The following is a 19,722-nucleotide window of genomic DNA, read 5'->3' as shown; positions in this document are numbered from 1 at the left end:
GATAAAACCGAATAACAAACAAGGCACCCGACAATGAATATGCGCAAACTGTTAATACCCGCACTGCTGGCCGCGACACTGTTACCCGGTGTAGCGACTGCGCAAACTTCAACAACCCTTCCTGCAAAAAACGCTGCTGCCACAGCGGACAACGCCGTCATGTTGACCGTATTTCTTAAACACGATCAATCACGCCCGTTGAGCGAACTGAAACAACAACTGGCCAAGCAGGAATTTCACAAGGTGTTCCCACCAGCAGGAGTGGAAGTAGTGAGCTGGAACATCACCATGGGTATCGGGCAGGTCGTTGTGCTGCGCCTGCCGGCGTCGCGCCTGGCGGAAGTCAACCTGGCGATCGAAAACACCGCATGGGGGGTCTACACCACGGAATTCTTCCCCACCTACAATTTCATGGCCATCGCTCAGGCCGAGCAGGAAAAGGCACGGCTTAGCCCCCCGCAGTGATCTCCCGCTAGCATCCGCGCCCCCTGTTCCAGCTGGGGCGCAACTTTTTCGGCACCTGATGCATTTGACAGCCTCGCCCCTGTCCCAGCATGATCGAGGCATGACCTTTTTCCAGCAGCTCCTCACCCGCACCACCACCACGACCGCTCCAGGCGGGTCGTGCGGTTGCCGTGGGTGCTCAAGCTAAACACCCCCCAGATTCAACCCAAGGCCCCGCCAGCAATGGACGGGGCCGTTTTATTGCTCCGTCGCCTGGCACTCACAAGGAGCAATACCATGGCTGATGCCCTGTTGATCATCGATATGCAAACCGGCTTGTACGATGGCCCCGACAAACCCTTTGAACGCGAGCGTGTGCTGGGCACCATCAACTCGTTGATCGGCCGCGCCCGTGAGGCCGGCGCGCCGATCCTGGTCGCCCGCCATACCGGCCCGGCGGGCTCGCCGATAGCTGCGGGCAGTCCGAATTGGCAACTGTGGCAAGGGCTGCTGGTAGACGAAACTCACGACCATCTGCTCGACAAAACCCGCCCCAGTTGCTTCCTGGGTACCGACCTGGCCCGACGACTGCGAGTCCTGGAGGTTAATCAACTGGTGATCGTCGGGATGAAAACCCAGTACTGCATCGACACCACCTGCCGCGTGGCGGTAGAGCTGGGCTTCTCGGTGATCGTGCCTGAAGACGCCCATACCTGCATGGACACCCCGGCGCTGAAGGCCGAGGCGATCATCGCGCATCACAATGCCACGCTGGCGGGGGCGTTTGGGCTGAGTATGAAAGCGGCTGACGTCAGGTTCTGACCGGTACAGACTGTAGGAGCAAGCATGCTCGCGCCTGCAGTCGTAGATTTTTTCTACCCGAGCAAAACGCGCCCTCCTGCAAATCCCGCATACTGATGCCCTCAAACCCTTCAGGAAGAGCCTTCCGATGACCACCACTGTTCTGGTTCTGGTTGAAACCATCAATGAATACCTGCAAATCATCGAGAGCAACGACTTTCATGTGATCCTGGCGCCCACACCCAGCGAGCGCGCCCAGGCGATCAAGACCCATGGCGGGCAGATCAAGGCCGTACTGACCCGGGGCCCGCTGGGCCTGTATGCCGAAGAAATCGCGGCCCTGCCAATGCTGGAGATCATCTGCGTGATCGGCGCCGGTTATGAGCATGTCGACCTGCAGGCCGCGAGCAATCGCGGCATCGTGGTCACCAATGGCGCCGGGGTGAATGCACCGTCGGTGGCCGACCACGCCATGGCGCTGCTGTTGTCGCTGGTGCGCGGCATTCCCCAGACGGACGCAGCGGTACGCCGCAGCGAATGGCCCAAGGTCATGCGCCCGTCCCTGGGCGGCAAGCAATTGGGCATCCTCGGGCTCGGCGCGGTGGGCCTGGAAATCGCCAAGCGCGCGGCCCTCGGCTTTGGCATGGAAGTGAGCTATCACAACCGCCAGCCGCGCGATGATGTGGACTACACCTACTGCGCCACGGCCGTGGAGCTGGCGCGCAGCTCGGATTTCCTGGTCCTGGCCACGCCCGGCGGCGCCGGCACGCGCCACTTGATCGACCGCCACGCCCTGGACGCCCTCGGCCCGAACGGTTACCTGGTGAATATCGGCCGTGGCAGCGTGGTGGTCACCGCCGACCTGGTCACCGCCCTTGAACAACGCCGTATCGGGGGTGCGGCGCTGGACGTGTTCGACGATGAACCCAAGGTGCCGGATGCCCTCAAGCGCTTGAGCAATACCGTGCTCACGTCCCATGTGGCCGGCCTGTCTCCCGAGGCCGCCCACGACACCGTGCAGCGTGTGGCCGACAACCTGGTGGAGTACTTTGCCGGCCGGCCGGTGCTTACCCCGGTCGTCCTGCCCCCGCCCGTAAAATGACCAATCAGGCAGGCTGATCACCCTTCAACACGCTAACCTATTAAGCCGCCCCGACCTTGTCGCTGGGCGGTGGTGCGCATTAGATTAGGAAATAGTCCGACGCCTTTAGAATAAGCAGAAGGGATAAGCATGGCGCTTAACGACCAATCGACCCAGATTCGCCCAGGCGAAGAACTTGATGCCAACTTGATCGATCCCTACCTCAAGGCCCATATCCCAGGCCTGAGCGGCACGCCCACGATCAGCCAGTTCCCCGGTGGCGCATCCAACCTCACCTACCTGCTGGAATACCCCGGCCAGGAATTCGTGCTGCGTCGCCCACCCTTTGGCCACAAGGCCAAGTCCGCCCACGACATGGGCCGCGAATACCGCATTCTCAACCAGCTCAAGGATGGTTTCCCGTATTGCCCCAAGGCCTATGTGCACTGCACCGACGCGTCGGTGATCGGCGCCGAGTTCTATGTGATGGAACGGGTCAACGGCATCATCCTGCGTTCCGACCTGCCCGCCGAACTGGGCCTGGATGCCACCCGGACCGAGGCGTTGTGCAAAAGCTTTATCGACAAGTTCGTCGAACTGCACCAGGTCGACTACCGCGCCTGCGGCCTGGCCGACCTGGGCAAGCCTGAAGGTTATGTGGCACGCCAGATTGGTGGCTGGAGCGACCGCTACGAAAAGGCCCTGACCCCCGACGCCCCCAACTGGGAAAAGGTACGTGCCTGGCTCAACGACAAGATGCCCGCCGACCATCCAACCTCGAGCATCGTGCATAACGACTACCGCTTCGATAACGTGATCCTCGACCCGCACAACCCGATGCAGATCATCGGCGTGTTGGATTGGGAACTGACCACCCTCGGCGACCCGCTGATGGACCTGGGCAACACCCTCGCCTACTGGATCGAAGCCGACGACCCGGCGCCGGTGCAACTGATGCGCCGCCAGCCGAGCAATGCCCCCGGCATGCTCACCCGCCGCCAGTTCGTGGATTACTACGCTGAGCGCGCCGGGATCCAGATCGACAATTTCGACTTCTACTACACCTACGGCCTGTTCCGCCTGGCCGGCATCGTGCAGCAGATCTACTACCGTTTCTTCCACGGCCAGACCCAGGACAAACGCTTTGCGCAGTTCATCCACATGAACAAGCTGCTGGAGCAGATGAGCCTGAATGTCATCGGTATATCAGCCCTCTAAGGAATCGCTAATGTCCAAGACCCACCTGTTCGACCTCGACGGCAAGATTGCCTTTGTGTCCGGCGCCAGCCGTGGCATCGGTGAAGCCATCGCCAAGCTGCTTGCCCAGCAAGGCGCCCACGTGATCGTCTCGAGCCGCAAGCTCGAAGGCTGCCAGCATGTGGCGGATGCAATCATCGCCGACGGCGGCAAGGCCACGGCGATTGCCTGCCATATCGGTGAAATGGAGCAGATTACCCAGGTGTTTGCCGGCATCCGCGAACAGTTCGGCCGCCTGGACATACTGGTCAACAATGCCGCGACCAACCCGCAGTTCTGCAACGTGCTGGACACCGACCTCGGCGCCTTCCAGAAGACCGTTGACGTGAACATTCGCGGCTACTTCTTCATGTCGGTGGAAGCCGGCAAGCTGATGCGCGAGAACGGTGGCGGCAGCATCATCAACGTGGCGTCGATCAACGGCATTTCGCCGGGCGTGTTCCAGGGCATCTACTCGGTGACCAAGGCCGCCGTGATCAACATGACCAAGGTGTTCGCCAAGGAATGCGCCGAATTCGGCATTCGTTGCAACGCCCTGTTGCCCGGCCTGACCGACACCAAGTTCGCCTCGGCGCTGGTGAAGAACGACGCGATCCTGAAAATGGCCCTGGCGCAGATCCCGCTCAAGCGCGTGGCCGACCCGAGCGAGATGGCCGGTGCGGTGCTGTACCTGGCCAGCGATGCGTCGAGCTACACCACCGGTGTGTCGCTGAATGTGGATGGCGGCTTCCTGTCCTGAGTACGCCTGGGTTTCTACAGATCGATTTACGCGTAACCTTGGCGCAGATCGATCTGTCTCAGGATGAAACATGGAACTCCACATCGTCATCAACGGGCGTAAGGACCTGGCGGCCCAGCTTTATCAGCAGTTGCGTGAAGCCATCGCCACCGGGCGTCTCTCGGCGGGCGCGCAACTGCCACCCAGCCGCCTGCTGGCCGAGCAATTAGGCGTATCGCGCAAGACCGTATCCGATACCTACGCCACCCTGACCTACGAAGGCCTGCTGGTGGGCAAGATTGGCCGTGGCACCTTCGTCAACGCGTGGGCACCACAGCCGAATCGCGTGCAGACCGCCACCGACCTGGCCTGCGCCGCCAACCTGGCGAAGTGGCAGTCACTGCCCTCGCCCATGCGCCATCCCACCCGCGACAGCACGTTGCGCTACGAATTTATCGGCGGCGCCACCAGCCGCAATCAGTTCCCCCAGGATGAATGGCGGCGCTGCACCCAGGATGCGCTGCGGCGCATCGCCCAGAACAGTGGGTTCTACAGCCAGCCCGAAGGGGTGCCGGCACTGCGCAGTGCCATCGCCGGGCATATCGCGTTTTCCCGTGGGGTCAAATGCCGCGACAGCGACATCGTGGTCACCAACGGTGCGCAGCAGGCGTTGGACCTGATCGCCCGCGTGGTGCTGGAACCGGGCAGCATCGTCGCCATGGAAGACCCCGGCTACAGCCCCGCGCGCCAGTTGTTCATGGCGATGGGGGCCTTGGTCATCGGGGTTCCCATCGATGAACAAGGCATTCAGGTCGACCGGATCCCCGATGGCGCCCGGCTGATCTACGTCACGCCCTCCCACCAGTTCCCCCTCGGCATGCCCATGAGCCTGCCACGTCGGGAGTCACTGCTGGCACGCGCCTTCGAGTTGGGTGCGATCATCATCGAGGACGACTACGACAGCGAGTTCCGCTACGAAGGCCGGCCCACCGACTCCCTGCAAAGCATGGACAGCCGTGGCGTGGTCACCTACGTCGGGACGTTCTCCAAGACCCTGTTGCCCGAACTGCGCCTGGGCTATGCGGTGCTGCCGCCGGCGATCTACGGCGCGGTGCTCAAGGCCAAGCAATTGACCGACCAGCACAGCTCCACATTGCCGCAATGGGCGCTGGCCAAATTCATCAGCGAAGGCTATTTGCTCAAGCATATTCGCCGCTGCCACAGCGTATACGCCGGGCGCCGCGAGCGCATTTTGCAGCGCCTGGCGGGCGACCTGTCGCCGTGGTTCGAAGCGGTGCCCACCGTCGCCGGGTTCCATATGGCGGCGTTGTGCAAAGTACCGGTGAATATCCCGTTGCTGATGGAATTGGCGCGCCAGGTGGAAGTCGGCCTATACCCGCTGGACGTGTTCTTCCACGACACGCCGGTGCGTCCGGGCCTGATCATCGGGTTTGGGGCCATCGAGACCCTCGACATCGACCCGGCGCTGGACAAGGTGCGCGATATTCTCCAGCAGATTGGCTAAGGGTTTTTCCGCCGGATTGGTCATTGGTCGCTCGAAAATCCCGGCGTACGGTGGGCAGGTCTCGAACTTCTCGGAAACTTCGCCATGAAACGCCTGCTCGCCACCACCCTGATGCTCGCCTCGCTCAGCGCCTTTGCCCACCCGCCCGTGTACAACCAGGAATCGATCAAGGTCCTGCAAGAACACGCGCTGCCCCAGGTGCCCGGCAAGAAAACCCTCATGCTCACCGTGGACTACGCCCCCGGCCAGGCCACCGTACCCCACAGCCACACGGGCACGGCCGTGGCCTATGTGCTCGAAGGCGCGATTACCTCGCGGGTGAATGATGAGAAAGCCAGGACCTACACGGTTGGCGAATCGTTCTACGAGCCCGCGGGTTCGCGACACTTTGAATCCAGCAATGCCAGCCAGACCCAGCCGGCCAGGCTGCTGGTAGTGATGGTGCTGGATGACAAGGCCGAGGTGTTGACCCCTCTTCCTCACTAATCAGCCTCATCACCAATCAGCAATATGGATGAAGCCCCCTCCCTCCGTCAGCGACTCACGGGCGCTTGAACTGGCGGCGCAGTTCTTCGATCTTTGGGCGGCACACGCACCCATCAAGGTGATCATTGACCATCCCCATCGCCTGCATCAGCGCATACATCGTGGTCGGCCCGACGAACGTCCAGCCACGTTTCTTCAAGGCCTTGGACAGGCGCACCGAGGCCGGCGAGATGGGATTGCCCGTCCAGTAAGCCAGGTCCACCACTGCCGGGCGCTCTTCAGGGCCGGGTTCGAACGCCCATAACCACTGCGCCAGCGAGCCGGTCTCATCCACCAGCTCACACGCCCGGCGGGCGTTGTTGATGGTGGAAACGATCTTCGCCCGGTTACGCACGATGCCCGCGTCCTGCATCAACCGCTCGACATCCGCCTCGCCGTACTGCGCCACCCGGCGAAAATCAAAACCGTCGAATGCCGCCCTGAACGGCTCGCGCTTGCGCAGGATGGTGATCCAGGCCATGCCGGCCTGGAAGCCTTCCAGGCAGATCTTCTCGTACAGCTGAACATCATCCGCCACCGGTACGCCCCACTCGTGGTCGTGATAACGGAGGTATTCCGGCGCGGCCGTGCGCCAGGTGCAGTGGGTCAGCCCTGCTTCGTCGGTGGTCAGTCCTGGTTTGTCCATCCATCACCTCATGTGCCAGGCGGCGAATGATAAGCGAAAAAATTTGCGCCCCGCCAACCGCTCAAGCATCCACCTTCGCGACCAACTGGTCAGACCGGGACCTGCCAACCGCCGAATTTTTACTTGTGATTTCAAAAATACCTGGCCTAGACTGGCGACGCACTGGACTTACCGGTATGACCACAACAATTAAGCCCTGGAACCACCAGGGCACCGAATAGAGATCCCTCCCATGCTCAGATGGTGCTCGCGTTCGATTTTCCTGCAAGTCGTGATTGGCCTGATGCTCGGCATCGTGTGCGGCCTGGCCCTTCCCGAATTCTCCTCGCAACTCAAACCCCTGGGTGACGGCTTTATCAAGCTGATCAAGATGCTGATCGGCCTGATCGTGTTCTGCGTGGTGGTCAGTGGTATTTCCGGGGCCGGCGACTTGAAGAAGGTCGGGCGCATCGGCCTCAAGTCGGTGATCTACTTTGAGATCCTCACCACCATCGCCCTGGTGATCGGCCTGATCATGGCCTTCAGCACCGGGATCGGCCAAGGTGCCAATATCCACCTGGAGCAGCTCTCCTCTGCCGGCCTGAATGAACTGGCCGACAAGGGCCAGCACATCAAAGGCACCAGCCAGTTCCTGATGGACCTGATCCCTAATTCGGTGATCGGCGCCTTTGCCGACAACAACGTGCTGCAAGTGCTGCTGTTCTCGGTACTGTTCGGCAGCGCGCTGAACCTGGTAGGCGAAGCAGCCTCGGGCATCACCCGGCTGATCAACGAACTCAGCCACGTGATTTTCCGCATCATGGGCATGATCGTGCGCCTGGCGCCGATCGGTGTGTTCGGCGCAATCGCCTTCACCACCAGCACCTACGGGCTGGACTCCCTGCAACACTTGGGCAGCCTGGTGGGCCTGTTCTACCTGACCTGCCTTGCCTTCGTCGCGCTGATCCTCGGCCTGGTGATGCGCCTGTCGGGCCTGCGCATGCTGCCGTTGCTCAAGTACCTGCGCGAAGAACTGTTGATCGTGATGGGTACCGCCTCCTCCGACGCGGTGCTGCCGCAGGTCATGCGCAAACTCGAACACCTGGGCATCGGCAGTTCCACCGTGGGCCTGGTGATTCCAACCGGGTACTCGTTCAACCTCGACGGTTTCTCGATCTACCTGACCCTGGCCATCGTGTTTATCGCCAACGCCACCGGCACGCCGCTGTCGATGACCGACCTGCTGACCATCCTGCTGGTGTCGCTGATCACCTCCAAGGGTGCCCACGGGATTCCCGGCTCGGCCCTGGTGATCCTGGCGGCGACGCTCACGGCGATCCCGGCGATTCCGGTGGTCGGCCTGGTGCTGGTGTTGGCGGTGGACTGGTTCATGGGCATCGGTCGCGCGTTGACCAACCTGATCGGCAACTGCGTCGCCACCGTGGCCATCGCGCGCTGGGAAAAAGACATCGATATCCAACGCGCCAACAAGGTGCTGGACGGCCAGCAAGGTTATGCCTTCCAGGCCAGGAAGCCGGTAGTGCCGGCCCACCAGGAATTTTAAAACGCTAAACGCTTTCCACTGTAGGAGCGAGCTTGCTCGCGAAGGTCGTCAACGATAACGCGGGCATTCTGGATGCACGCGGTGACTTGAAGTTTTTCGCGAGCAAGCTCGCTCCTACAGTGCAGGAATTATTCATTTTTAAGGAGCGCACGACGTGATCAGCACCTCAACCGTCGTCAATTCAGTCGTAGAAAAACTCCGCGCCGCCCTGGCTCGCGGTCAGTGGCGCCGGGGCGAAATGCTGCCCGGCCAGCGCGAACTGGCCGAACAGATGGGCATCAGCCGCCCCAGCCTGCGCGAAGCGGTCATCGTGCTGGAAACCCTCGGCTTGGTGCGCTCCATGCCCGGCAAAGGTGTGGTCGTGCTGGAAACCAGCGTCAGCGAACCACAATCGAGCGACGCCGTGGCCGACGCCAGCCTCGAAGACATCCTGCAACTGCGCTACACCCTCGAACCCTTTATCGTCGGCCTGGTGGCCCAGTCCATCAGCAGCAAGGAAGTCGGCCAATTGCGCCTGACCCTGATGGACATGCGCGAAGCCCTGGATGCCGGTGACGCCGAAGCCGGCATGAACGCTTACCTCGACTTTCATGAGGAACTGTTCGCGCTCACCTCCAACCCGATCTTCCAGAACGTGGTGCAGCAAACCAGCAATGCCCTCAAGCAAAGCACCCAGGTGCTGCGCAACTCACCCGAGCACCTGGCGGAACGCCTGCAGGAAAATGAGGCGGTGGTACGCGCCATCCGCAACAAGAACAGCGCCCTGGCCAGTGCCGAGATGCGCCGGCATATCCTCCAGGAAGGCCTGCGCATGGGCATTCGCCTGAATATCCCGGACGATCATCTGGGCAGCTGATTTATTGGAGACCGGCCATGACCGCCCACGCCCTGCAACACGACCCCTACTTGCCCACCCTGCGCCTGGTGGCCGGCAAGAAGCCTTCGGTGGATGACATCTACCCACGGTTGTTCGACGCAATCCTCGAACAACGCATCGCCCCGGCCAGCCGCTTCACCGAAGAAAGCCTGGGCGAAACCTTCGGCGTGAGCCGCAGCGTGATCCGTCGGGTATTGGCCAAACTGTCCCATCAGCAAGTGATTATCCTGCGTCCGAACCAGCGCGCCCAAGTGGCGGCGCCGGATGCCCAGCAGACGCGGCAAATCCTCGAAGCGCGGCGCATGACCGAAATGACCGTGGTGCAATTGGCATGCGCCCAGGCCAGCTCCGGGCAAATCCGCCAATTACGCGAATTGATCGCCCGCGAGCGCGATTGCATTGAACGTGACCAGCGTGGGCCGGCGATACGCTTGTCGGGGGAGTTTCACCTGCAGTTGGCAGCCATAGCAGGCAATGCGCCGCTGGCGCAGTTCCTGAACAGCCTGGTGCCGCTGACGTCGTTGATCATTGCGCAATATGAGGCCAAAGCCTGCACGTATTGCGCGTGGCAGGAGCATGTGGCGATTGTCGACGCAGTTGAGCAACGCGACGTCAACCGTGCGATCAGCCTGATGACCCAGCATTTGGATCACCTGGAATCGAAACTGCTCAAGCTAACGCAATAGCTATCTAACGCCTGAGGGCCCAGGCAATCTCACACCCTGTTTGCGCACAATTTGAGTGCGTATTACAGGTACCAATCATGAAATCAGATTCAAAAATACGACCAGCACTGTTCAGCGTGCTTTCGCAACTGAACACGCAAAAAACAACAATGCCACTGGAAATGCAGACGGCTCTGAACGAGTTGAACGATGCTGCGCTTTACACGGGAGCGAAAATATTCCAGCTCAACAAACTTGAAGAAGCCGAGCGCTTTCTAAACATAGCCGCCGCGACCGGCAACGCTTGGTCTCAGTTCGCCCTGGCCACATGCGGTGCTTACCGCGACGGCATCTGGCATCACAAGAACGGTGAGGTCACTTCCCACGCAAGCGACGATACAAAGAAATGGCTCAGATTGGCTGCGGCTCAGAACTATATTCCTGCCTTGATACAACTGGGTGACGCCCAGTCCCTGGAAAAAGCCAAGGGCCTGCTGACCAACCCGGCGAGCCAAGAGAATCCCCAGGGCATGTATTACATGTACCTCATTACCAATGACACCCACTGGTTGGAGAAGTCCGCCGCCGTCGGCTGGAACCAAGCCCAATACAAACTCGCCCAGTTGTATCAACAAAAGCCTGAGATCTTTAGTAACGACACCCTACGCCACGCCCGAATCGAAGAACTCCTGCAAGCGTCCGCAGACGGTGGACTGCCTTTGGCGGTACACGCACGAGTCTTTTCTGATGAGTCGAATGCCAGCTTTGCCGAAAAACAATCACGTCTTGCTCAACTGGCGTGGATGGGACAGGTATACGGGATGCTCGAATACGGCTACGCACTCGCCAACTTTGCACGCGCGCAAAAAGACGCATCCCGCTATGCCCCTGGCGAGCGACAGGCGCCGCGCACGTACGGCCTAGCCAAGGACCTCGGCCTGGCCTACGCGATGTTGAAGTATGTACTCAAGAAAACAGCGGAGGTTGAAGAGGTTCCCATGCTTGCATCCGACCTCCACGCAATCGAAATGCAGATGACGCAAATGGATTGGGAAAAGGCCAACACGACCCTGACCCAACTTGCAGAAAAGGCTATTGAACCCTTCTCTCGCCTTGAGGAGTTGATCATTCCGGGCACTGCGAAATAATCGTCCAATAGCGGGCTGCCCGGGTTCACCGGGCCAAAAAAAATCCCTGAATCGTGAGATTCAGGGATTCTTCCAGTACCAGTCGTTGTTTTACAACACCGATTGACCACTCAACGCCAGGTCCAGCAACTCACGGTTGGCCACCGCGTACATGGCGTAGTCCGTGCCGACCGCAGCACGGATTTCCACCATCATTGCGACCCAACGATCAGCCATGTCCTTGTGCTGCTCAAGCCACAGGGCCACGCGGGCTTCCATGTCCTGTGGCGCGTCGGCCATTTGCAGGACGGAAATGGTGATCGCACGTTGCTGCCAGTCCACATCGTCGCGGAACGCTTCGCGGGCCTGGGCCTGCCAGTTGTTGGCCACGGGCAGATCGCTGATCTGCTGCAGATACCACGGCAGGTCCAGGGCGCTGCCGACAGCGAAGTAGGCCTTGGCCACTTCGGCGGCGTCATGCCCGGTCACATCAGCGGCTTCGATGATCGGCAGCAAGGTGTACAGGTGGGTCGTGCCTGCAACCATGCGCGCCAGCAACTCCGGCACGCCGGCTTCGGTGTAGGCCTGGTAGCGGGTCTGCCAGCCTTCGCGGGTCGGACCTTCCAGCAGTTCGTCGAGCTTGAGGCCCAACGCGGCCAGGTGCGGACCGAAGTGCGCGGTGTCACGGCCGGCGTCCTGCTCGTTGCGACGGCTGCGCAGGAACCAGCGCGTGGCGCGACGGCCCAGGCGCATCAACTCATCCATCAACTGCAATTGCACGTCAGCGGAGACCTGGTGGTCCAGGGCTTCGATCTGGCGGAACCAGTGCGGGAGGTGGAAGATGTCGCGCACGATCACGTAGGCACCGGCCACGTTCGCCGGGCTCATGCCGGTCGACTCCTTGAGTCGCTGCACAAAGGTGATGCCCATGTGGTTGACCAGGTCGTTGGCGATCTGGGTGCTGACGATCTCGCGCTTCAGACGGTGGCGACGCATGGCTTCGCCGAACTTGGCCACCAGGCTCGGTGGGAACGCGGTCTCCATGTCGCGGGTCAGGTAGTCATCATCCGGTACCAGCGACTTGAGCAGCGCTTCCTTGAGGTCGATCTTGCTGTAGGAGATCAGCACCGACAGTTCCGGACGGGTCAGGCCCTTGCCGGTAGAAGCGCGCTCGGTGAGCTGCTCTTCGGTCGGCAGGTACTCGATGGCGCGGTCAAGCTTGCCACGGCTTTCCAGGTCGCTCATCAGGCGCTTGTACTCGGCGGCACGCTCGTAGGCACGGCGCGCAGCCAGGGACAGGGCCTGGGTCTGCTTGTAGTTGTTGCCCAACACCAGGCTGCCGACTTCGTCGGTCATGCTCGCCAGCAACTGGTTGCGTTGCTTGTCGGTCATGTCGCCGGCCTGCACCACTTCGTTGAGCAGGATCTTGATGTTCACTTCGTGGTCGGAGCAGTCCACACCACCGGCATTGTCGATGAAGTCGGTGTTGGAGCCGCCGCCATTGAGGCCGAACTCCACACGGCCCAGCTGGGTCATGCCGAGGTTACCGCCCTCGCCCACCACCTTGCAGCGCAGCTCGTTGCCGTTGACGCGCAGCGCGTCGTTGGCCTTGTCGCCTACATCGGCGTGGCTTTCGGTGCTGGCCTTGACGTAGGTACCGATACCGCCGTTCCACAACAGGTCCACCGGCGCCTTGAGCAAGGCGTTCAGCAGTTCGGTCGGGGTCAGCTTGTCGGCCGAAATGTCGAAGCGTTCCTTCATCTGTGGCGAGATAGCAATGCTCTTCGCGCTGCGCGAGAAGATACCGCCGCCTTCGGACATGATGCTGGTGTCGTAGTCGGTCCAGGCCGAACGCGGCAGCTCGAACATGCGCTGGCGCTCGACGAAGCTGGTGGCCGGGTTCGGGTTCGGGTCGATGAAGATATGCAGGTGGTTGAAGGCCGCGACCAGTTGCAGCTTGTCGGACATCAACAGGCCGTTACCGAACACGTCACCGGCCATATCGCCGACGCCCACCACGGTGATGCTGTCTTCCTGCACATTGATGCCGCGCTCACGGAAGTGACGCTGCACACCGACCCACGCGCCCTTGGCGGTGATGCCCATTTTCTTGTGGTCGTAACCGGCGGAACCACCGGAGGCGAACGCATCGCCCAGCCAGAAGCCGTAGTCGATGGCGATGCCGTTGGCGATGTCGGAGAAGGTCGCGGTGCCCTTGTCCGCGGCTACCACCAGGTACGGGTCATCGTCGTCATGGCGCACGACGTTGGCCGGCGGCACCAGGGCGCCATCCTTGAGGTTGTCGGTGATGTCCAACAGGCCGGAAATGAAGATGCGGTAGCAGGCGATGCCCTCGGCCGCGATCTCGTCACGGCTGCCGCCCAGTGGCAGGCGACGCGGCAGGAAGCCGCCCTTGGCGCCCACCGGCACGATCACCGAGTTCTTCACTTGCTGGGCTTTGACCAGGCCAAGCACTTCGGTACGGAAGTCTTCTTCACGGTCGGACCAGCGCAGGCCGCCACGGGCCACGTTGCCAAAGCGCAGGTGCACGCCTTCGACGCGGGGCGAGTAGACGAAGATTTCAAACTTCGGCACCGGCTTGGGCAGCTCAGGGATCGCGCGCGGGTCGAACTTGAAGCTGAAGTACGACTTGTTCTGGCCGTTGGCGTCGGTCTGGTAGAAGTTGGTGCGCAGGGTGGCCTTGATCAGGTCCAGGTAGCGACGCAGGATGCGGTCTTCGTTGAGCACCTGGACGTCGTCCAGGGCGGTGAGGATCGCTTGTTCCAGGCGCTGCTGCTTGTCTTCCAGGTCATCGGCGGTGAGCTTGCGCGCCAGGTAGAAGCGGGTCTTGAACAACCGGGTCAACTCGCGGGCGATGTCGGTGTGGTTGTTCAGGGTGCTGGCGATGTAGCCGAGGTCGAAGCCCAGGCGGATCTGCTTCAGGTAACGGGCGTAGGCACGCAGCAGCGCGACGTCGCGCCATGGCAGGCCGGCGGTGAGTACCAGGCGGTTGAACGCATCGTTCTCGGCATCGCCATGCACGATGTGCACGAACGCGTCCTGCAGGGTGTCGTTGAGCTGCTGGATGTCCAGGTTCACGCCTTCGGCGGCAATGAACGCAAAATCGTGGATCCAGAACTCGCGGCCGTTGGCATGGCGCAGGCGGTACGGGAACTCACCCAGCACGCGCAGGCCGAGGTTTTCCAGGATCGGCAAGACGTCGGACAGTGCCAGTGGGGTATCGGCGTGATACAGCTTGCAATGCAGCTCGCGCTGGCCGGAGACCTGGCCCAGCGGCTGATAGAAGCTCATCACCAGCGGGTTGGCTTCGGTGAGGCTGAGCAGGTGCTGCATGTCGACCACGGCCGAGTGCGCAGCGAAACGCTCGCGGTAGCCGGCCGGGAAGCCTTTCGGGAAGTCCGCCAGCACGTTGGTGCCGTGGGCTTCGCCGAAGCTTTCCACAACGAGGCTGGAGTAGTCGTCCTGCCAGCTGCGGCAGGCCTGCACCACTTCTTTTTCCAGTTGCAGCGGGTCGATGTCCAGGCGGTTCTTCGGGTCGACCCGCAGAATCAGCTGCACGCGCGCCAGCACGGATTCGGAGAAGAAGGTCCAGAATTCGCAGTCCGAGGCTTTCAGGCGATCCATCAGCACCTGCTGGATCTTCTGGCGCACTTCGGTGGAATAGATGTCGCGCGGCACATAGGCCAGGCAGTAGCAGAAACGACCGTACGGGTCTTTACGCAGGAACACACGGATCTTGTTGCGTTCCTGGATCTGCACGATCGACATCACGGTGCTGAACAGCTCGTCGACCGGGGTCTGGAACAGGTCGTCACGGGGCAGCACTTCAACGACTTGAGCAAGCTCCTTGCCCAGGTGCGCCTTGGCCTGGAAGCCCGAGCGACGCTCGATTTCCGCGACCTTGCGGCGGATATACGGGATGACGCGCACGCTTTCGCCATACACCGACGAGGTGTAGAGGCCCATGAAGCGGCATTCCTTGATCACCTTGCCGTCGGCATCGATCTGGCGGATCGACACGTAGTCCGGGTAAGCCGGGCGGTGCACACGGCTTGGGTGCGCGGCCTTGGCGAACGACAGCACGGTCGGCTCGCGCAGGTACGACACGGCGTAGTCTTCGATGCGCAGGTCGTCGGCGGTGAGGCCGGCGCGCAGCAGCTTGGTCAGACCGAGGAACGAGCTGGCGTCATATTCGATATGACCGCCGTCCGCCTCGTCACGTACCACGAACTCTTCATAGCCGAGGAAGGTGAAGTGGTTGCCCACCAGCCATTCCAGGAAGTTCTTGATCTCGGCTTTTTCTTCACCGTCGATGCCGAACGGGCTGACGTCGATACCGTCGAGCAGCTCCTGGACCTTGGCCTTCATCGGTTCGAAATCGGCCACGGCCACGCGCACTTCGCCCAGTACCTGCTCAAGCTCTTTGCTCAGCACGTTGAGTTCGGCGGCGTTGGCGCAGCGGTCGATTTCCAGGTACATCAGCGATTCTTGCTCGATGCCTTCGCCCTGGGTGCCCTTGGGCAGGATTTCCAGCAACTCGCCCTTGCTGCCACGGCGCACGCTGAGCACGGTGGTCTGCAGGGTGTGGATGCTGTAGCCACGGCGGTTCAGCTCGGTGCGTACCGAGTCCACCAGGAATGGCAGGTCATGGTGCAGCACTTCGACCGCAGTGTGGGTCGATTGCCAGCCATGACGTTCGTAATCGGGGTTGTAGACCCGCACTTGCGGTTGGGTGTGATCAAAGCGCTCAAGCAGGCGCCAGGCAGACAGGGTGCAACCGGCCAGGTCGGAAAGGCGACGCTGGGTCAGTTCATCCAGGGAAATGATGCCGAAGAATTGTTCAGCGAACAGCGCCACTTGTGGCAGTGCCTGTTCACTGATGTGCTGCGCCAGTGCCGCTTGCAGTTGATGCTGGAAGTCGGCCTTGCTGGCTGCGGTGAAGAACGCCATCTGTGGTACTCCGCTTGGGCTTGTTATTGATGGAAGCGTCGCGTGTTATCCCCTGGTGGGGAGACCGTCAGCTCTGTTCGCAGGTAACGAGTTAAGCACCATAAACGAATCAGGGTGACAGGTGGGTGAAGCTGGACAAGACAATGAAGTCACATACAACTTCCATAAGATGCGCACCTTGCCGGGTGACGGTACGACGGGCAGGTCAGGCGCCTGGCACGTGCACATCCGTTGCGCAGCTTAACGAGTGTGGGAAGCCGGGTGCTTGCGATGCTGCGACATATTCGGTCATCGGTACGCAGGCGTGGGGTTGCGACTTGGGCAACCCGGAATTCCCGGTAGAAAAACCGGCTATTTTCCCCGCCCCGAGTACCGAAAATGACCGGTATTGCCCGTCAGGTCATGCGCTGGGTCTGACACAGGAAGCAGCACAAAATTCGCCGCAATGGCACAATTGCCTACGCAACGCCCTACCCCAGACAGGATTCCCCATGCTGCAACTGAAAACCGACGCCCTGATGGCCACCCCGTGCGACGACGAAGAAGACAACATGGCCATGCTCTGCTGCCACGGCAGGAACGGCGAGATGTTCATGCTCACCCGCTACCCCGACGAAGACGAAGTGGAACTGACCTGGGACTATGAGCCGTCGACCCTGGATGGGCTGAAAGTCACCCTCAGCGACACGACATTGCGGGTAGAGCTGGCAGCGGGCGATGCCGATGCACTGGGCGGCAAGGACCAATTGGAGATAACCCACGCCACCGCCGCAGCGGAGATGGCAGAAGTGGAACAAACCCTGCAAAACATCCTCAAGGGCACCGGCACCTACATCCGCGCCTGAATCGCACTGGCGCAGCCTTCACCGATGCCCTTGACCGTTGGTCGGTACTGTTATTTCTAACAGTACCCGGCCCCGTGTTTCCGGCCTTAGCTGAGCAAAGCAACGGTGACTGCACGGGTGCCTCGATGAAATCCCTCAGCAAGTTTCTGGCCATTGGCCTTTTGGCTACGGTTTCATCAGCGCTGGCGGCATCCGCAGCCAACACTGACTATTCACACTTGATTCTGCTGATCAAAGACGACGGATCCAGGTCGCGAAATCTTCAGGACCTCGTCGACCCCTCCAGCACCTTCCAGCACCGCGTGCCCAACATCAAGCCGCTGGTAACGCCGAGCAAGGCCCGCACGCTGGCGGATGCAGAAGCCCTGCGCCGCCATCGGCTGGACCGCTACTACATCGTCGACACGCGCCACTTTAGCCACAGGCAGGCTGACGCACTGCGCCAGCAACTCAAGCAAGACCCGGCCATAGAAGACGTCGACTTTGAACCCGTGGTGGAGGGCATGCACGACGACAAGGCCGAACCCATCGCAGGCAGTGCGAGCGGCAGCATACCGGACCATACCGGACGCCAGCACTACCTGCTCGGCCGACAAGCCGTGCCGCCCTACAACATCGGCGGTGTAAACGCGGTGAAGGCCTGGACCGTACCCGGTGGCAAGGGCTACAACATGCGGGTGATCTCTTCGGAGATCGATCATTGGGCCTACAACCACGTGGACCTGCCCAAACCTTTTCTGGAAGTCGATGCAGGGGCTCTTACTGGCTACCACGACACGGCCAGCGTCGGCACCATCGGCTCCAGGGACAACGGCTTCGGCACCACCGGCATCGTGCCCCATGCACAACTGGGCTATTCGCAATATGGCCCCGGCCGATTGCTGCAAACCGCCGAACAACTGAGCCCCGGCGATGTGTTGCAACTGGGCGTGCATATGAATTACACGCCCTTTCCAGCAGTCGGCTGCACCCAGAACTGCTACATGCCCCTGGAATACAACAGCATGGTACGCGACATCATCACCTACCTGACGATGGAAAAAGGTGTGCATGTCGTACTGGCTGCGGCAAACGGCAATATCAACCTGGACCACCCCTACTTCAACGGCTACTTTGATCGCAACAGATTCGATTCCGGCAGCATCTACGCGGGCGCCGTGTCCCCCACGAGCGGTTTGAGAGCCTATTACTCCCAATACGGCAGACGCGTCGACCTGTTCAGTTGGGGCGGCTCCGTCACCACGACGACCTGGACCACCGCCAACCCCACCAGCGCCTATACCCACACCTACAGCGGCACCTCCTCCGCCAACCCGATCATTGCCGGGGTGATGGCATCGCTGCAAGGTGTGGCGCGGGCCAATGGCCTGGGCAATCTCGCCCCCAAGGAACTGCGCAGAATCCTCGTGGAGACCGGCTATCCACAAGCCAACGGCAACCGTACCGAGATTGGCGTGCAACCGGACCTGGAGGCCGCCATCCGCAAACTGCTTGCCGACGGCGCCGGCCAACCGCCCACGGGCCGGCTGGCCATCCCCGAGCAAGCCAAATCGGGAGAGACGTTCAACGGCCATGTCTATGCGCAATCGCCCACGCAAAAACCGCTGACCTATCGCTGGAATGCCGACGGGTTTACCCCTCCGGACGGGGATGGACCGACCTTGGCATTGACCGCCCCGCCCGTAACCGCCGATACCCTGACCTCGATTTCCGTGGCGGTGTCCGACGGCACCCACACCCTCAACCTGAGGGAAAACATGACCATCAAGGCCCCTGACGCGCCTCCGGTCGGCGACTGCGCCGCCCCCTGGATTGCGAGCAAGGTATATGCCTCCGCTGGCGAAAAAGTCTCCTACAGCGGTTACAACTACCAAGTGGCGCACTGGACGCAAAACGCTCGCCCCGATCTGAACTTTGTTGAAACCGGCGCCGCCAAACCCTGGCGGCGCCTGGGCACCTGCGGCAGCGGGCTGCCGGTCGCCAGGATCACCGGCCCTTCCAGTGTTGAGGCCGGCAAGGCGGTGCTGCTATCGGGGGCCTCCTCCACGGGCCAAGGCTTGCGCTTCGCCTGGGCGGCCACTGGCTTCAACCCGGACTTTTCGGCGCAAGCATCCAGCAGCTTTATTGCTCCGAATACGGCGGGAACACGCGTCATCACCCTGACCGTCACCGATGAACGCGATCGCCGCGCAACCGCCAGCCACACCCTCACGGTGACCACCGGCACCCCCGCCAACCGCCCACCCGTCGGCAGCCTGCAGGGCAGCGAAACGGTCGATTCGGGCAAGGCCGTGAGCTTCATCGCCAACACCAGCGACCCTGACGGCGACGCGATGAGCTACACGTGGACGCGCCCGACCGGCTTCACCGGCACCATCGGCAATACCCGCAGCGTCACCCTCACCGCCCCTGCGGTCACCGGCGATACCCGCGTCATCGTCAGTGTCGTGGTCAGTGACGGGCGCGGCGGTACGCTGCGACTGGAAAAACCGATCACCGTCAAGGCCCCGCCACCTTCGGGCAGTTGCCGCGACATTCCGGCGTGGTCGCCCACCAAGGTGTATTCAACCTACGCAGAGGCGGTGTCGTACAACGGCATGGCCTACAAACAGAACTTCTACAGCCTCGACAAACGCCCGGATCTCAACTCTGCCGTGCATAGCCAGCCTTGGCATCCCGGGGTGCCCTGCCGTTGAA

15 protein-coding genes and 1 pseudogene are annotated in these 19,722 nt (G+C 61.4%); 14 read left to right on the top strand and 2 right to left on the bottom strand.

Annotated features, from left to right (window positions below):
• Positions 1–33: 33 nt before the first annotated feature.
• The 7 genes from BFP99_RS22475 (at position 34) to BFP99_RS22445 (ending at position 6,312) form a co-directional block, all read left to right on the top strand.
• Positions 34–465, top strand: a complete 432-nt coding sequence (locus BFP99_RS22475; protein ID WP_370737672.1) for a hypothetical protein — start codon at positions 34–36, stop codon at positions 463–465.
• Between the two features lie 276 nt (positions 466–741).
• Positions 742–1,266, top strand: coding sequence for a cysteine hydrolase family protein (locus BFP99_RS22470; protein WP_065948236.1), 525 nt, complete (start codon positions 742–744; stop codon positions 1,264–1,266).
• Positions 1,267–1,393: 127 nt separating this feature from the next.
• Entirely contained in the window at positions 1,394–2,347 is a 954-nt protein-coding gene (locus BFP99_RS22465) for a 2-hydroxyacid dehydrogenase (protein ID WP_065928000.1), read from the top strand.
• 129 nt (positions 2,348–2,476) lie between these two features.
• The gene (locus BFP99_RS22460; protein WP_065948235.1) at positions 2,477–3,544 is read left to right on the top strand and encodes a phosphotransferase family protein; all 1,068 of its coding nucleotides are present in this window, start codon (positions 2,477–2,479) and stop codon (positions 3,542–3,544) included.
• Positions 3,545–3,554: 10 nt separating this feature from the next.
• Positions 3,555–4,322, top strand: coding sequence for an SDR family oxidoreductase (locus tag BFP99_RS22455; protein ID WP_027608558.1), 768 nt, complete (start codon positions 3,555–3,557; stop codon positions 4,320–4,322).
• A 70-nt stretch (positions 4,323–4,392) separates the two neighbouring features.
• Positions 4,393–5,826, top strand: coding sequence for a MocR-like pyridoxine biosynthesis transcription factor PdxR (locus BFP99_RS22450; protein ID WP_065948234.1), 1,434 nt, complete (start codon positions 4,393–4,395; stop codon positions 5,824–5,826).
• Between the two features lie 84 nt (positions 5,827–5,910).
• A complete protein-coding gene (locus tag BFP99_RS22445) occupies positions 5,911–6,312 on the top strand; it encodes a cupin domain-containing protein (protein WP_065927998.1) in 402 nt (133 codons plus the stop codon).
• A 55-nt stretch (positions 6,313–6,367) separates the two neighbouring features.
• Here the strand turns inward: BFP99_RS22445 and BFP99_RS22440 are convergent, their stop codons facing one another.
• Positions 6,368–6,997: a DNA-3-methyladenine glycosylase I gene (locus BFP99_RS22440; RefSeq protein ID WP_065948233.1), complete on the bottom strand. Its 630-nt coding sequence runs from the start codon at positions 6,995–6,997 to the stop codon at positions 6,368–6,370.
• 217 nt (positions 6,998–7,214) lie between these two features.
• Here BFP99_RS22440 and BFP99_RS22435 point away from each other — a divergent pair, with 217 nt between their 5' ends.
• From BFP99_RS22435 to BFP99_RS22420, 5 genes and pseudogenes are all read left to right on the top strand, one after another.
• Positions 7,215–8,540: a C4-dicarboxylate transporter DctA gene (locus BFP99_RS22435; protein ID WP_176718771.1), complete on the top strand. Its 1,326-nt coding sequence runs from the start codon at positions 7,215–7,217 to the stop codon at positions 8,538–8,540.
• A gap of 32 nt (positions 8,541–8,572) precedes the next feature.
• Positions 8,573–8,662, top strand: a pseudogene (locus BFP99_RS33755) (outer membrane lipoprotein carrier protein LolA); the annotation flags it as partial.
• Positions 8,663–8,694: 32 nt separating this feature from the next.
• Positions 8,695–9,396, top strand: a complete 702-nt coding sequence (locus BFP99_RS22430; RefSeq protein ID WP_065927995.1) for a FadR/GntR family transcriptional regulator — start codon at positions 8,695–8,697, stop codon at positions 9,394–9,396.
• A gap of 17 nt (positions 9,397–9,413) precedes the next feature.
• The gene (locus tag BFP99_RS22425; RefSeq protein ID WP_065927994.1) at positions 9,414–10,103 is read left to right on the top strand and encodes a GntR family transcriptional regulator; all 690 of its coding nucleotides are present in this window, start codon (positions 9,414–9,416) and stop codon (positions 10,101–10,103) included.
• Positions 10,104–10,180: 77 nt separating this feature from the next.
• Positions 10,181–11,230 (top strand): hypothetical protein, encoded by a 1,050-nt coding sequence (locus tag BFP99_RS22420; RefSeq protein ID WP_137212534.1) that lies wholly within the window; start codon positions 10,181–10,183, stop codon positions 11,228–11,230.
• Between the two features lie 90 nt (positions 11,231–11,320).
• Here BFP99_RS22420 and BFP99_RS22415 read toward each other — a convergent pair whose 3' ends face one another.
• Positions 11,321–16,180: an NAD-glutamate dehydrogenase gene (locus BFP99_RS22415; protein WP_065948231.1), complete on the bottom strand. Its 4,860-nt coding sequence runs from the start codon at positions 16,178–16,180 to the stop codon at positions 11,321–11,323.
• Positions 16,181–16,671: 491 nt separating this feature from the next.
• Here BFP99_RS22415 and BFP99_RS22410 point away from each other — a divergent pair, with 491 nt between their 5' ends.
• Together BFP99_RS22410 and BFP99_RS22405 are read left to right on the top strand one after the other, a co-directional pair.
• Positions 16,672–17,025: a hypothetical protein gene (locus tag BFP99_RS22410; RefSeq protein WP_065927991.1), complete on the top strand. Its 354-nt coding sequence runs from the start codon at positions 16,672–16,674 to the stop codon at positions 17,023–17,025.
• A gap of 125 nt (positions 17,026–17,150) precedes the next feature.
• A complete protein-coding gene (locus BFP99_RS22405; protein ID WP_065948230.1) occupies positions 17,151–19,721 on the top strand; it encodes a S8 family peptidase in 2,571 nt (856 codons plus the stop codon).
• The last annotated feature ends 1 nt before the right edge of the window (position 19,722 follow it).

The organism is Pseudomonas sp. 1 R 17 (genome assembly GCF_900067035.1).
Taxonomy (GTDB): Bacteria; Pseudomonadota; Gammaproteobacteria; order Pseudomonadales; family Pseudomonadaceae; genus Aquipseudomonas; species Aquipseudomonas marginalis.
Note: the sequence above shows the minus strand (reverse complement) of the source record. Positions and strands in the feature narration are given on the sequence as shown.

Bases quoted from the DNA above. Each gene is read 5' to 3' on its own strand.
- BFP99_RS22475 (WP_370737672.1), top strand. From the start codon at position 34: ATGAATATGCGCAAACTGTTAATACCCGCACTGCTGGCCGCGACACTG.
- BFP99_RS22470 (WP_065948236.1), top strand. From the start codon at position 742: ATGGCTGATGCCCTGTTGATCATCGATATGCAAACCGGCTTGTACGAT.
- BFP99_RS22465 (WP_065928000.1), top strand. From the start codon at position 1,394: ATGACCACCACTGTTCTGGTTCTGGTTGAAACCATCAATGAATACCTG.
- BFP99_RS22460 (WP_065948235.1), top strand. From the start codon at position 2,477: ATGGCGCTTAACGACCAATCGACCCAGATTCGCCCAGGCGAAGAACTT.
- BFP99_RS22455 (WP_027608558.1), top strand. From the start codon at position 3,555: ATGTCCAAGACCCACCTGTTCGACCTCGACGGCAAGATTGCCTTTGTG.
- BFP99_RS22450 (WP_065948234.1), top strand. From the start codon at position 4,393: ATGGAACTCCACATCGTCATCAACGGGCGTAAGGACCTGGCGGCCCAG.
- BFP99_RS22445 (WP_065927998.1), top strand. From the start codon at position 5,911: ATGAAACGCCTGCTCGCCACCACCCTGATGCTCGCCTCGCTCAGCGCC.
- BFP99_RS22440 (WP_065948233.1), bottom strand. From the start codon at position 6,997: ATGGACAAACCAGGACTGACCACCGACGAAGCAGGGCTGACCCACTGC.
- BFP99_RS22425 (WP_065927994.1), top strand. From the start codon at position 9,414: ATGACCGCCCACGCCCTGCAACACGACCCCTACTTGCCCACCCTGCGC.
- BFP99_RS22420 (WP_137212534.1), top strand. From the start codon at position 10,181: ATGAAATCAGATTCAAAAATACGACCAGCACTGTTCAGCGTGCTTTCG.
- BFP99_RS22415 (WP_065948231.1), bottom strand. From the start codon at position 16,180: ATGGCGTTCTTCACCGCAGCCAGCAAGGCCGACTTCCAGCATCAACTG.
- BFP99_RS22410 (WP_065927991.1), top strand. From the start codon at position 16,672: ATGCTGCAACTGAAAACCGACGCCCTGATGGCCACCCCGTGCGACGAC.
- BFP99_RS22405 (WP_065948230.1), top strand. From the start codon at position 17,151: ATGAAATCCCTCAGCAAGTTTCTGGCCATTGGCCTTTTGGCTACGGTT.